10 protein-coding genes are annotated in these 13089 nt (G+C 72.0%); 4 read left to right on the top strand and 6 right to left on the bottom strand.

The annotated features are described in order from the left end of the window. Positions 1 to 90 precede the first annotated feature (90 nt). The 3 genes from IEY91_RS20515 to IEY91_RS20505 all read right to left on the bottom strand — a co-directional run bounded on the left by IEY91_RS20515 (position 91) and on the right by IEY91_RS20505 (position 4351). Complete coding sequence (locus tag IEY91_RS20515) at positions 91 to 2268, bottom strand: putative bifunctional diguanylate cyclase/phosphodiesterase (RefSeq protein ID WP_164317897.1); 2178 nt, start codon at positions 2266 to 2268, stop codon at positions 91 to 93. Continuing rightward, positions 2265 to 3077 (bottom strand): SAM-dependent methyltransferase, encoded by an 813-nt coding sequence (locus IEY91_RS20510; protein ID WP_189175138.1) that lies wholly within the window; start codon positions 3075 to 3077, stop codon positions 2265 to 2267. Before IEY91_RS20510 ends, IEY91_RS20515 begins: the two co-directional genes overlap by 4 nt. Before the next feature lie 212 nt (positions 3078 to 3289). After that, the gene (locus IEY91_RS20505) at positions 3290 to 4351 is read right to left on the bottom strand and encodes an SCO0930 family lipoprotein (RefSeq protein WP_164317901.1); all 1062 of its coding nucleotides are present in this window, start codon (positions 4349 to 4351) and stop codon (positions 3290 to 3292) included. 309 nt (positions 4352 to 4660) lie between these two features. Between IEY91_RS20505 and IEY91_RS20500 the strand changes: the two genes are divergently transcribed. The 3 genes from IEY91_RS20500 (at position 4661) to IEY91_RS20490 (ending at position 7161) form a co-directional block, all read left to right on the top strand. Then, positions 4661 to 5317, top strand: coding sequence for a hypothetical protein (locus IEY91_RS20500; protein ID WP_229697112.1), 657 nt, complete (start codon positions 4661 to 4663; stop codon positions 5315 to 5317). Between the two features lie 16 nt (positions 5318 to 5333). Further along, entirely contained in the window at positions 5334 to 6098 is a 765-nt protein-coding gene (locus IEY91_RS20495; RefSeq protein ID WP_189175136.1) for a bestrophin-like domain, read from the top strand. 535 nt (positions 6099 to 6633) lie between these two features. After that, on the top strand, positions 6634 to 7161 hold the full coding sequence (locus IEY91_RS20490; RefSeq protein ID WP_189175135.1) for a hypothetical protein: 528 nt from the start codon (positions 6634 to 6636) through the stop codon (positions 7159 to 7161). 106 nt (positions 7162 to 7267) lie between these two features. Here the strand turns inward: IEY91_RS20490 and IEY91_RS20485 are convergent, their stop codons facing one another. Beyond that, positions 7268 to 7762, bottom strand: coding sequence for a hypothetical protein (locus IEY91_RS20485; protein WP_164317908.1), 495 nt, complete (start codon positions 7760 to 7762; stop codon positions 7268 to 7270). A 340-nt stretch (positions 7763 to 8102) separates the two neighbouring features. Here IEY91_RS20485 and IEY91_RS20480 point away from each other — a divergent pair, with 340 nt between their 5' ends. Then, complete coding sequence (locus IEY91_RS20480; protein WP_164317910.1) at positions 8103 to 8765, top strand: class F sortase; 663 nt, start codon at positions 8103 to 8105, stop codon at positions 8763 to 8765. Positions 8766 to 8803: 38 nt separating this feature from the next. Here the strand turns inward: IEY91_RS20480 and IEY91_RS20475 are convergent, their stop codons facing one another. Continuing rightward, a complete protein-coding gene (locus IEY91_RS20475; RefSeq protein WP_189175134.1) occupies positions 8804 to 9673 on the bottom strand; it encodes a polysaccharide deacetylase family protein in 870 nt (289 codons plus the stop codon). A 124-nt stretch (positions 9674 to 9797) separates the two neighbouring features. Beyond that, positions 9798 to 13082, bottom strand: a complete 3285-nt coding sequence (lysX, locus tag IEY91_RS20470) for a bifunctional lysylphosphatidylglycerol synthetase/lysine--tRNA ligase LysX (protein ID WP_189175133.1) — start codon at positions 13080 to 13082, stop codon at positions 9798 to 9800. Positions 13083 to 13089: the final 7 nt, after the last annotated feature.

Here is a 13089-nt window from a genome sequence, read left to right as displayed (position 1 = left end):
GCAGACGGCGGCGTCAATCGACAGGCCGTCAGGGCCACGCACCCACCCCGCCACCCAAGGCGCCCCCGCCAGTCACCGCGTCCCCGCCGGTCACGTCGCGTCCGCAAGGGCCAGCTCGTGCAACCGATCCGGCGGCCCGGGGCGCGCGTAATACCAGCCCTGAGCCGTATCACAGCCCAGTTCGCGCAGTTGGTCGGCCTGGGCGCCGGTCTCGACGCCCTCGACCGTGACCGCGAGGTCCAGGCTGTGGGCCAGCGAGACGATGCCCTCGACGATCTTCAGGTCGACCGGGTCGGCAGGGAAGTGCTGCATGCCCTGGGTGAAGGCGCGGTCGAGCTTGAGGACGCTCACGGGCAGACGGCGCAGGTTGGCGAGGTTGGAGTAGCCCGTGCCGAAGTCGTCGAGCGCGATGTCCACGCCCATCTCGGCGAGCCTGCGCAGCGGCTTCAGCAGGTCGTCGTCGGCGCCGATGAGGGCCGACTCGGTGACCTCCAGGCACAGCGCGCCCGGCGCGAGGCCCGCCCGCTCCAGGATCTCGACCGTGTCGGAGACCAGGCCGGGGTGCGTGAGCTGACACGGCGACAGGTTCACGTTGACCCGCAGCGGAAGCCCGGCCTGGTCCGCCCCGGTCACCGCCTCCCAGGTGCGGGCCTGGCGCACCGACTCCTCCAGGACCCAGCGCCCGAGCGGCACGATGAGTCCGGTGTGCTCGGCGAGCGGAATGAAGCGGTCCGGGCTGATCACACCGTGCTGCGGGTGCAGCCAGCGCACCAGCGCCTCCGCGCCGCGCACACTGCCGTCACCGAGGTGCACGAGCGGCTGGTACTCGATGAAGAACTCGCCGCGCTCCAGGGCGACCGGGAGCGCCGTGGTCAGGCCGTGGCGGGTGATCGCGCGGGCGTCGGCCTCCGGGTCGGCCAGCTCGTAGCGGTTGCCGCCCGCGTGCTTCGCCCGGTACATCGTGATGTCGGCGCTGCGCAGCACCTCCGCGGCGCCGCGCTCGGCGGCGGGGCCCTCGACGATGCCGATGGAGCCGCGCACGGTCAGTTCGCGTCCCTCGACGCGGATGGGGGTGGACAGCGCGTGCATGATGCGCCCGGCCAGCTCGTCGACCTCGTGCTCGGTGTCCGGCCCTGTGGTCAGCGCCACGAACTCGTCGCCGCCGAGCCGCGCCACCATCTCGCCGGGCGCGGTCGCGCAGGACTGCAGGCGGTCGGCGACCTCGACGAGGAGGCGGTCGCCCGCGGCGTGCCCGAGGCTGTCGTTGACGGTCTTGAAGCCGTCGAGGTCCAGATAGCAGAGGCCGAACCGGGCGCTCTCGCCCGCTGCCAGGGCCTTCTCCAGGCGCTCGAAGAACAGCGTCCTGTTGGGCAGTCCGGTGAGCGCGTCGTGCGTGGCCTCGTAGCGCAGGCGCAGGTTCAGGAGCCTGCGCTCGGTGGTATCCTCCATCAACGCCAGCTGGTACTGCGGCACTCCGTCGGCGTCGCGGAGCAGGGACACCGTCAGATTGGTCCACAGGACGGTGCCGTCGGGGCGGTAGAAGGCCTTCTCGACGCGGTAGTGCTCGCGGTCGCCGCGCACCAGCTCCTCGTACAGCTTCCACACGTGCGGCGAGTCGTCGGGGTGCGTCCACTCGGCGACGTTGCGGCCGCGCAGCTGGTGCTCAAGGCCGCCGAACATACGGATCAGCGCGTCGTTGACCTCGAGGACGGTGCCTTCGAGGTCGGCGATGCCGATGCCGATGGCGGCGCCGTGGAACACCGCGCGGAACCGCGCCTCACTGGCGTGCAGGGCCTCGGCGACGGTGCCGCGCGCTTCGAGGGCCGCCCGGGATATGGCCTCCTGCTCGGCGCGGGTCCGCTCGCGCAGCGCCCGGGCGAACCCGGCGGCGACGGCGTGCTGGATCCGGGAGCAGCGCGCCCGCAGTTCCTCGCGCTCGCCGACGCCGCCCGCGCGGCCCGCCTCGTCCGGCTCGGCCTCCTCGCCGCAGTACAGCACGAGGTAGGCGTCGACCACGTCGAGCGTGCGGCTGAGCGCCTCCGGCTCGGTGCAGTGCGTGGCGACGAGGGCGGCGCCCACGGCCTCGCAGTCGGCGGCACGGAACACCCGCTCCGCGAGGTCCTGGCGCAACTGCCGGGCGAGCGGCAGGAGTTGGCTCTCGAACTCGGGGCGGGTGAGCGAGGTGGCGGTCACCGGGTACAGCGCGCGGCTCCAGATCGTGGCGAACCTGCGCAGTCTGTCCTCCGGTCCGTCCGGCTCCGCGCTCAACGCTTGCGTCCCACGCCGGCGAACCCGGAGAAGGACCAGGGGTCCTCCTCCGCGAGCTCCGTGTCGGCCCGCCAGTGCGGCATCGGCACGAGGCCGGGTTCCACCATGTCGTATCCCTCGAAGAACCGCGCGATCTCAAGCCGCGATCGCATGATCAATGGAGTGCGGATGTCCCTGTAGACACCGACGGTGCCGTCGGCCTGTTCCTGCGGAACCGGTATCCCTTCGTACGAGGCGTGCGTCACGGCGATCAGGCTGCCGGGCGCCAACGCGTCCCGCAGCTCGGCGACCGCCGCGTACGGATCGTACGCGTCCTCGACGAAGTGGAGTATGGCCACCAGCAAAAGCGCCACCGGCCGGTCGAGATCCAAAAGGGCCTTGACCTCGGAACTGCCCAGGATGTCGCGGGGTTTGCGCAGATCCGCGTAGGCCGCCGCGGCCTGGTCATTGCCTTCGAGAACCGCACGGCTGTGCGCAACGGCGACCGGGTCGTGGTCGACGTACACGACCCGCGCGCCCTCGTGGGCCCGCCGCGCGACCTCGTGGACGTTGCCGAACGTGGGGATCCCCGAGCCGATGTCGAGGAACTGCGTGATGCCCTCGTCGACGGAGAAACGCACAGCTCGGCGCATGAAGGCACGATTCGCCTGCATGATCTTGGGCAGCCCCGGCATGAACTCCATCGCCTTGCGGGCCGCCTCCCGGTCCACCTCGAAGTTGTGCGAGCCGCCCAGGTAGTGGTCGTACATCCGGGCCACGCTCGGCACCGTGATGTCGATGCCCGGCGGGGCCCAGTCGGGACGCTCCATCAACACTCCAAGGCTTAGGCGTAGTCAAGGCGAGCCGGTGTTCGAAGGTGAGGCTACTGATCGTCAGCCAACGGAGCGAGTCAAAACGGAAATTGGCCGTCCGTTCTCGGTCACTGCCGTTGGCAAGTGCCGTACACAGCCCAAAGAACCGGTCCATTCCTTCCCTTTGGTACGGAAGGAACGGACCGGTTGCCGTGGGGGGCGGCTGGGGGCTACTTCGTGGCGCCCACCGGCTTGCCGTTGGGGGCCGCGGCGTACCAGGTGCCGCCGACGCCCTGACCGTTGGTGTCGCCCGGCTTCTTGTCGCCCGCGAAGGTGTAGAGCGGCCAGCAGTCGATGGTCTGCTGCTTGATGCCGTCGGGCCGGTCGAAGGTGACGAAGCCCTTCTTCAGGATGCCCTTGGTGTCGTTCTTCTCCACGGGCTTCACGACCGGCCACTTCTCCAGGCAGGCGCCGGTGCACGCGGACTTCATGGGCCAGGCGGAGTCCTTGGTGAAGCGGTAGACCGTCATGCCGTTCTTGTCGACGACGATCTCGCCCAGCTTGGGGTCGTTGCGGGTGGAGAGTCCGGCCAGGTCGGCGGGCTGGGCGGCGTCGCCACCGGCGTCCGCGTCGTCGTCGGCGTCGCCGTAGCCGTCCGAACCGGAGTCCGCGCCGCCGCCCGCCGCGCCGGGCGCGGCCTTCTTGCCGTCGGGCGCCGCGGCGTACCAAGTGCCGCCCACGCCCTGGCCCTTGGCGTCGCCGGGCTTGGCGTCCTTGGCGAACCGGTACATCGGCCAGCCGTCGATGGTGAGCTGCTTGGTGCCGTCGGACCGGGTGACCTCGCCGAGCAGCGACTTGTCGACGCCGGGCGCGGCCTGGGCGCCCTTGGCGGCCACCACGGGCCAGGCCTTCTCACAGGCCCCGTCGCAGTTGGACTTGGGCGGCTCGGCGGTGTCCTTGTCGAAGCGGTAGAGGGTGAAGCCGGCGCTGTCGGTGACGACCTTGCCGAGCTTCTTGCTGTCCCACACGGCCAGTTGTCCGGCGGCCTTGGCCTTGCCCGCGCTGTCCGCGGCGCTGCCGGTGTCCGAGCCGTAGCCGTTGCCCGAGCCGTAGCCGTCGCCCGCGTCGGCCCCGTCCTTGACCGGTGCCTGGTTGCCCACGTTCTGACCGTCGGGAGACTGGTCCCCCTTGTCCTGACCGCACGCCGTGGTCAGCGCCAGCAGGGCCGCAGCAGCCGCTACGAGTGAGGCGCTCCGCCAGGCCCGGGGGGAACCCCCTGATACATGCTGCATCTCTAACTCCCGCTGTGTGCTTGCCAGTTGCGACGCAGTCGCGTCTTTGTGACGCCTGCTGCGTCACGCATGGCCCTAGGTACGGGCGGGACGGGCCGAAGCGTTCAACGCGATCCCAAAATTCTTTTCGGGCCGGGGCCGGGCGGGGCCGGGCGGAAGTTCGAGCGGGGTTCGAGCAGGCACCGAAGGGTTACGACGGGAGCGCGGCGCGCAGGGGGCGCGCGAACCCGCGTACGGCCGCTCCCACGTTCGGACGATTGGGCGACGGCTCACGCCCGCGCGGACGGCGCACGGTCCATGATCTCCGTCGTGCCCGGATCCTCCAGGGGCCGTACGGCCCCCGTCACGCGCGCCCTGGCGCTGCTCACGCTGGCCTGGCTCCTCGGCGCGCCGGCGGGCGCCGCGGCGGCGCCCGCCGATGCCTGCGCGTTCGCACCGAACGGCCTGGGCGGGGGTGCGACGGTCGTGGCGGGCAGTGGTGCGACGGCTGTCGCGGGCGGCGGTGGGGGGCAGTGCTCGCCGAGCCCCACGCCGCCGCCGAAGCCCACGCACCCGCCGAAGCCCACGCCGACGCCGATTCCCCCCAAGCCGAAGCCGACGCCCCACCCGAGCCTGCCCAAGCCGTCCGTCGAACCGCCCCCGAAACCCACGCCTCCGCCCCCGCCGCCCAAGCCGTCACCCCCACCGCCCCGGGTGACTCCCGCACCTCCTCCGCCCCCGCTGCCCCCACCGTTCTCCACTCCCCCACCACCCCCGAAACCCCAGCTCGCACCCCCTGCCGCACCCACCCCCAAGCCCTCCCCCAGCACCCGCCGCCCCACCCCGTCGGCCAAGCCCGTCGCCTACCCCGTGTACCACTCCCCGCCCCGCAAGCAGCCTCCGCGCGGCGGGCCGTCCCTCGTCTCGCTCACCCTGCTCGTCACCGCGCCCGCGGTGTTCGCCGTCGCCGCGCTGCGACCGCGCTGACCGCCGGAGGATCTCCTTGTCGGAATGGCTTGTTCTCACCCTCGCGATGGCGGCCGCGTGCACCGTCGTCCTCTTCATCGTGGTGCTCCGGCACCGACGTACCGCCACGGACTATGACACTTCGGAAACACCCGACGTGATGGAGTACATGACGATGATGATCGGCGTCGTGTACGCCATCGTCCTCGGCCTCGCCATCGCCGGGGTGTGGGAGGCCCGCAGCGCCGCCCAGGATCATGTGCGTGCCGAGGCCCAGGCCCTGCACGAGGTGCATGAGCGGGTGCGGGTGTACCCGGCGGCGGAGCGGGAGCGGATCCGTGACGACGTACGGGCGTATGTCGGCCATGTCGTGACGAAGGAGTGGGACGTCATGACCGACAGCGGCGAGATGACCGAGCGCGGGGACGAACTGCTCACCCGGCTGCGCGAGGACGTCACCGACTACGAACCGAAGAGCGACTTCCAGGCCCAGGCCTACCAGCCCCTGATCGACCAGGTCGCGCTCGCCGACGACGCCCGTGGCGCCCGCGCCGACAGCGCGGGCGCCACCATGCCGGGTGTCGTGTGGTTCGGACTGATCAGCGGTGGTCTGGTGACGGTGGGGCTGATCTTCGCGCTCCAGATCCGGCGCACCGCCCGCGAGTTGATCCTCGCCGGGCTCTTCTCCGCCCTGATCGCGTTCCTGCTCTTCCTCATCTGGGACTTCGACGCCCCCTACAGCCGCGGCATCGCGGCGACGGCCGGGCCGTTCGAGGCGCTGTTCCCCGGCGCGGGCAAGTAGCAAGCAGCGCCGGGCGCTCAGGACCGGACAGGTCCTCAGGTGCCGGGCCGGGATCGTCCCTACGGGAGGCATGGAACCGGTCCCGCCCGGCAGCCGCGGGGGCCACCGGCGCAGGGGAAGTACCGGTGGCCCAGCCGTCGGATGCCCCCGTTGTCCCCCGTGGCGCCCATCCGCGCGGCATATGCGTCATCCAACCCCGTGCCACGGCCGCGCGGGGAGTGTGTGCGCCGGTCCAGTGCGGGTGCGGCGATCACACGGCGTGTGAGCCGCTCGAGCCCTCTGCCGTACGCGGGCGACGCATCCACGCGCCCCGTCCCGGCCCCATCGCCCCGGCCTGACGCCTTGCCACATCTCCCGCCCGTACCGCCGCGCCACGCCGTCGCGTTCCCCTGTCCGGCCCACAGGGATGCCCCGTTCGCACGACAGCGATCGCGGCGGACCGGGGGCCTGCCTAGCGTTCACGGCATCGAGGTGCATATCAGGCGCAAGCGGAAGAAGGTCCGCGGCTGCTCCTCGGGGACCCGGAGGATTTCTCATGCGCGCGATACGCGTCGCCTCGGCCGCTCTGCTCACCGCCACCGCACTGACCCTCACCGCTCCCCCCGTGTCCGCAGCCGTCGCGGGCGAGGAGAACATCACGTCGTTCGGCTTCCGCGTCACCCCGTCCGCCATCGCCGCGGGCGGCCAGGTCACGCTGAGCGTCGACGGCTGCGAGCACAACGCCAGGGTGACCTCCGGCGTCTTCGACGACGTCACCCTTCCCAAGGGCCAGAAGACGGCCACGGCGAAGGTCTTCTGGGACGCCAAGCCCGGTGCCATGTACGAGGTGACGTTCACCTGCGGCCCGGAGTCCGGCACCACCGACCTGACGATCGTCGGCGGCCAGTCCAACCCCACCCACCACCCCACGCCCCACCACACCCGTGGCGTCAAGGCGGGAGTCGGCGGCAGTTCGGACGGCTTCGACGCCCACCAGATCGCGCTCGGCGGCGCCCTCATCGCCGGCGTGCTCGGCACGGCGTACTACTGGACCCGCCGCCGCACCGGCCAGGACGGCTCCTGAGCCGGTGGTCATGTGCGACACGGTCACGCCCCCGGGCAGGCGCCCGGCCCGGCGCGGAAGGGGGACGCGCCGGGCCGGTGGGCCGTCGGTGTGCGAAGACCGGCGGTCAGACCTTGCTCTCGGACCGGCGGCGCATCCAGAACACCCCGCCGCCCACGACGGCGGCCGCCACCAGCGCCCCGCCGATCGCCATGTCGGTCCGCGTCGCCCCGGACGTCGTGCTGCCGCCGATGCCGCCGCGGACACCGCCGTGGATGACGGTGAAGGCGTGCGGCCGGGTGAGGGGCTTGCCGCCGCACATGGCCGTGATGTCGTACGCGCCGGGGTGGGCGTTGTGGTTGACCTTCACGGTCGCGCTCGCGGTGGAGCCGCCAGGAATGGTGTGCAGGTTCGTCCGCGGGAACGCCGGTGACTCGACGTAGCTGCCGGGCGAGCTGCAGGAACTGCCGTCGACGGTGACCGTGAGCTGGCCGCCCCTGGCGATGACGCTGGGCATGGCGACGATGTTGCTGGGTTCCGCCCAGGCCGCGGCGGACGGTGCCGCGAGCCCGACCAGGGCCCCGGCGGCGACCACGGCCGCTAGTGCACGAGAGTTGCGCATGGGTCTTTCCTCCGCGGAAGACGCCCCGGGGACAACCATGTCCCCGGTCGATCGGCGAGAGAGCGCCTCCCAGACAGACCCTCAGACGTGCCGCGTGGGGCCGCATTTCGGGAATCGGCCGTCCTGGTGAGAAGACACGCCGACGCGTGTCCGCGCGAGCCGATATTGCCGCAGGTCACGGACCGTCAGAAATTTCCTGCGGGCGGCGACTCGGATGGCTCAGGGCACGGTGTGAGCCACCCGTTCGCTCCCGCCCTTTCGCACGCCGCGCGTGCTGCGCATAGCGTGCTGATACGCGCAATGGGCGCGGCCGGAATGCCGCGTTGAGAGGGGCTAGAGAATGTCTTCGTCCCAGCCGTCGGAAGAGTTCGAAGAGGCGGAAAGGCAGCGGAAGCGCGCGCCGTGGGGCGTCATGGCGCTGGTGCTGCTGACCGGACTCGCGCTGATCCGCAATGGCTCCGGCGAGTTCGACGTGGGCCCCCCGCAGCCCGCGTCGGCCGCGGCGGCGGACCGCGCCCCCCAGAAGGCGGGCGCCCCCGCACCCCTGACGTTCTCCGCCGCGGACCGCATCCGCGTCAAGGCCATCCGCGTGGACGCGCCCATGATCGCCGTCGGTCTCGACCCCGAGGGCTGGGTGGACGCGCCACCCGCGGACGACTCGAATCTGGCGGGCTGGTTCACCGGCGCGATCTCGCCCGGCGAGAAGGGCACGGCCGTCGTCGTCGGGCACGTCGACAATCAGCGCGGGCCCGCCGTCTTCTACGGCCTCGGCTCGCTCAAGAAGGGCCAGCACGTCGAGATCCTGCGCCGGGACCGGCGTACGGCCGTTTTCGAGATCTATGGCATCGAGGTGTTCGACAAGAACAAATTCCCGGGCGACCGCGTGTACGCGAACGGCGGAACTCCGGAATTGCGGGTCATCACCTGTGGCGGCGGATTCTCCAAGCGGAACGGCTATGACGGGAACGTCGTGGTGTTCGCCCGCCTGGTCGCGGTGCGCTGACGCACCGGAGGAATCCGGCGGGCGAAAAGCCGTATGCCTCACACCTCATGGCGGCTCGGCACGGTGAGCCGGTATCCGGCGTCCAGGAGTTCGGGCAGGTATGCGCGCAGCGCGTGCACGCTCTGGGAGCGGTCGCCGCCCGCGTCGTGCGAGAGCACCACGACACCGGGGCCCGCGCCGTCGAGGACGCGCCGCACGATGGCGCCGGTGCCGGGCGTGCGCCAGTCGAGGGTGTCGACGGTCCAGGCGAGCGGCTCCATGCCGAGCTCCGCGCCGAGCTCGAAGGAGGCGCGGTTCCAGGCGCCGTACGGGGCACGGAACCACACCGGCGGCTGCCCCACCACGGCGTCCACGATGTCGCAGGTGCGCTCCATCTGGCGGCGGATCGAGTCCCGGGACAGCCGGGGCAGCAGGGGGTGGCTCCAGGTGTGGTTGCCGATCGTGTGCCCGTCCTCGGCCATCGCGCGCAGCAGGTCCGGGTGGGCCTGAGCCATCTCGCCGCACACGAAGAACATCGCGCGGGCGTCATGGTGCCGCAGGGTGCGCAGGATGTCCGTGGTGTAGCGCGGGTCGGGCCCGTCGTCGAAGGTGAGGACCATGGCGCGGGCCCGGTCCGGGAGCCGCAGGATCGGCGCACGGCGCACGGCAGGGTGCGCGGGGGCGCCGCGCTGGGGTCCGTGGCCGGCCATGGGCTGGAGCCGGTACGCGGAGGCCCGCGCCGGGGACTTGCCGGGGCGGCGGGACTGCGGCCCCGCGGCGGGTCCGGACGCGGCGGCGGCACCCGACCCGCCGTGGCCGGGGGTCGCGGCGGTGTCCGCGGTCAGGAGCCGGGCCGTGGCGGCCGCGCCGAGCACGGCGGCGCAGCGGAGCAGGACCCGGCGCGCCGGTGGCAGCTGATCGGTTTTCATCATTAATCCGTCGCATGGCCGAAGCCCGCGACGTCTGTGCGACACCGGCGCCGCGCGCCAATCCACCCGAGCGGCGCCGTAATGCACCCGATGGGACCAGCGGTTTTCAGGCGGGACGGCGTGGTCAGCGGCGGCGGACCAGCGGGAACGGCAGCGTCTCGCGGATGGTCAGGCCGGTGAGGAACATGACGAGCCGGTCGACGCCGATGCCGAGCCCGCCGGTGGGCGGCATGGCGTACTCCAGGGCGTCGAGGAAGTCCTCGTCGAGCTCCATGGCCTCGGGGTCTCCCCCAGCGGCGAGCAGCGACTGCGCGGTGAGGCGGCGGCGCTGCTCGACGGGGTCGGTCAACTCCGAGTAGGCGGTGCCCAGTTCGGTGCCGAAGGCGACGAGGTCCCAGCGCTCGGCGAGGCGCGGGTCGGCGCGGTGCTGGCGGGTGAGCGGGGAGACGTCGGTCGGGAAGTCCTTGTAGAAGGTGGGCAGCGTCGTCCGCTCCTCGACGAGGCGTTCGTACATCTCCAGGACGACGTCGCCGCGGCCGTCGTCGATCGTGTACGGGACGTGGGCGCGGTCGCACAGCCGGTGCAGGGCGGGCAGCGGGGTGTCCGCGTCGACGTGCTCCCCCAGCGCCTCGGAGAGCGCCCCGTACACGGTCTTGACCGGCCAGGCGCCGGAGATGTCGTACTCGGTGACGTGCCCCTCGGCGTCGGCCTTGCGGGCGGTCGCCGAGCCGAAGGCGGCGGTGGCGGCGCCCTGGATGAGTTCTCGGGTCAGGTCGAGCATGACGTCGTAGTCGGCGAAGGCCTGGTAGGCCTCCAGCATCGTGAACTCGGGGTTGTGCTTGTAGGAGACGCCTTCGTTGCGGAAGGTGCGGCCCATCTCGAAGACCTTCTCCATGCCGCCGACGCACAGCCGCTTCAGATACAGCTCGGGGGCGATGCGCAGGTACAGGTCGAGGTCGTAGGCGTTGATGTGGGTGGTGAAGGGGCGGGGGTTGGCGCCGCCGTGGATCTGCTGGAGCATCGGTGTCTCGACCTCCAGATAGCCGCGGTCGAGCAGGCCCTGGCGCAGTGCCTGGACGGCGGTGGAGCGGGCGCGCACGGCGTCGCGGGCTGCGGGGCTCGCGACCAGGTCGAGATAGCGGCGGCGGACCTTGGCCTCGGGGTCGGTGAGGCCGCGGCGCTTGTCGGGCAGCGGGCGCAGGCACTTGCCGGTGAGCTGCCAGCCGGTGACGAAGACCGTCAGCTCGCCCCGCTCGCTGCGGCCGACCTCACCGCTCGCCGTGATGTGGTCGCCGATGTCGGTGCCGGCGGTGAAGTCGTCCAGGACGTCCTGTCCCGACCGGTCGCGGGTGAAGGCGAGCTGGAGGTCGCCCGACCAGTCGCGCAGCATCGCGAAGACGACGCCGCCGAAGTCGCGTACGAGCATGACGCGGCCCGCGACCGTGACCTGATCGCCCGTCATCTCCGGGCGGATCGCGGTGAGTTCGTGGGTACGTGGCGCGGTGCCGACCGGGTAGGGGTCGACGCCGTCCGCGCGCAGCCGGTCGAGTTTGCGGTGCCGGATGCGGATCTGTTCGGGCAGCGCGTCGACGGGGTCGCGGGACGCCTCGTCGGCGGCGGCGCCGAGGCCGAGCGCGGCGATGGACGGCAGGCCCTCGGTGGTGGCGGGCTTGGTGACGCCGCGCGGCCGGGTGTGGCCCTTGCCCCACAGCTTGCGCAGCGACGGCACGGAGACGAAGCCCTCGGCGATGCCGGACGCGAGGCTGATGCGGGCGAGCGAGCCGGTGTCGCCGTAGCAGATGAAGCGCGGGTACCACTCGGGGTGGTACTTGGCGTTGGACCGGTAAAGGGCCTCCAGCTGCCACCACTTGGAGAAGAACAGCAGCAGCCTGCGCCACAGGCGAAGGACCGGTCCCGCGCCGATCCGGGCGCCCTCCTCGAACACCGAACGGAACACCGCGAAGTTCAGCGAGATCCGCTTGACCCCGAACTTCGGTGCCACCACGCACAGTTCGGCGACCATGAACTCCATCACGCCGTTGGGCGCGCTGCGGTCGCGGCGCATCAGGTCCAGGGAGATGCCGTCCCTGCCCCACGGTACGAGGGAGAGCAGCGCGAGCAGGCGCCCGTCGGCGTCGAGGGCCTCGACGAGCAGACAGTCGCCGTCCTCGGGGTCGCCGAGCCGGTCGAGGGCCATGGAGAAGCCGCGCTCGGTCTCGGTGTCCCGCCAGGCGTCCGCCTTGTCGACGATCTCCTCCATCTCCTCGTCGGTGAGGGTGGAGTGGCGGCGTACGCGGGCGGTGGCGCCGGTGCGGCGGACGCGGTTCACGGCCTGGCGCGTGACGCGCATGTCGCGGCCGTCGAGGTCGAAGTCCGCTACGTGCAGGATCGCCTCGTCGCCGAGTTGCAGCGCGCCGAGGCCGGCGCGGGCGAAGGCCTTCGCGCCCTCCTCGGAGGCGCCCATCACGGCGGGCGCCCAGGCGTAGCGGCGTGCCACGTCCAGCCAGGCGCCGATCGCGTGCGGCCAGGCCTCGCGGTCGCCGACGGGGTCGCCGCTGGCCAGGCACACGCCGGCCTCGACGCGGTAGGTCACGGCCGCCTTGCCGCTGGGCGAGAAGACGACGGCCTTGTCGCGCCGGGTGGCGAAGTAGCCGAGGGAGTCCTGGTCGCCGTACCGGCCGAGCAGGGCGCGGATGCGGGGCTCCTCGTCGCCGTGCAGCGCCGCCTCCATGCGCTGCGAGCGGAACAGCGTCATCGCGGCGTTCAGCAGGGCGAGCGCGCCGAACAGGCCGAGCAGGAAGAAGAGCGGGCGCGGCGGTGAGCCGTCGAAGTAGTCGTGGCCGTGGATGAGTCCGCCGCAGACCCGGTTGGCCGCCCACAGCAGCCGCTCGCCGCGCGGCAGCGTGCCGGGGAACAGCTCGACGAGCCCCCAGCCGACCAGGATCGCCAGGCCGATCCCCGCCGCGAGCACGCCGACGGCCCGCCGGACGGGACCGCGCCGCGAGTCCGCGTAGAACTCGCCGCGGGCCAGGATCAGCAGGACCAGGGCCACGCCGCACACGACCATCGACGGCACCGACTCGGCCCAGTAGCCGAGGGCGATCCCGAGGACGTCGAAGGCGAGCAGCAGGCCCAGATAGCTGACGACGAGCCACCACGCGACCTTCTTGCGGGCCGCGGTGGCGGCGGCGAGCAGGAAGAGGAAGACGGCGTACGCGAGGTTGGCACTGACCGGGACGGTGATCAGGTCCAGGAAGCGGATCACCGGCCGCATCAGGTGCCGCAGCGGCGCGATGATCGCGAGGACCGCGCAGAACAGGCCGAGGGCCCCGAAGAAGGTCGCGAAGCCCTCCGGGACCCGGTGCAGGACACCCCGGGCGCCGCCCGGCTCGTCCTCGGAGGCACTCATGCATCGA

Origin of the sequence: Streptomyces lasiicapitis, assembly GCF_014646335.1 — a bacterium.
GTDB lineage: Bacteria > Actinomycetota > Actinomycetes > Streptomycetales > Streptomycetaceae > Streptomyces > Streptomyces lasiicapitis.
Note: the sequence above shows the minus strand (reverse complement) of the source record. Positions and strands in the feature narration are given on the sequence as shown.

What these genes read in the sequence shown, in the direction of transcription:
- IEY91_RS20510 (WP_189175138.1), bottom strand. Translation starts at nt 3,077, where the DNA reads ATGGAGCGTCCCGACTGGGCCCCGCCGGGCATCGACATCACGGTGCCG.
- IEY91_RS20505 (WP_164317901.1), bottom strand. Translation starts at nt 4,351, where the DNA reads ATGCAGCATGTATCAGGGGGTTCCCCCCGGGCCTGGCGGAGCGCCTCA.
- IEY91_RS20490 (WP_189175135.1), top strand. Translation starts at nt 6,634, where the DNA reads ATGCGCGCGATACGCGTCGCCTCGGCCGCTCTGCTCACCGCCACCGCA.
- IEY91_RS20485 (WP_164317908.1), bottom strand. Translation starts at nt 7,762, where the DNA reads ATGCGCAACTCTCGTGCACTAGCGGCCGTGGTCGCCGCCGGGGCCCTG.
- IEY91_RS20480 (WP_164317910.1), top strand. Translation starts at nt 8,103, where the DNA reads ATGTCTTCGTCCCAGCCGTCGGAAGAGTTCGAAGAGGCGGAAAGGCAG.
- IEY91_RS20475 (WP_189175134.1), bottom strand. Translation starts at nt 9,673, where the DNA reads ATGAAAACCGATCAGCTGCCACCGGCGCGCCGGGTCCTGCTCCGCTGC.
- lysX (WP_189175133.1), bottom strand. Translation starts at nt 13,082, where the DNA reads ATGAGTGCCTCCGAGGACGAGCCGGGCGGCGCCCGGGGTGTCCTGCAC.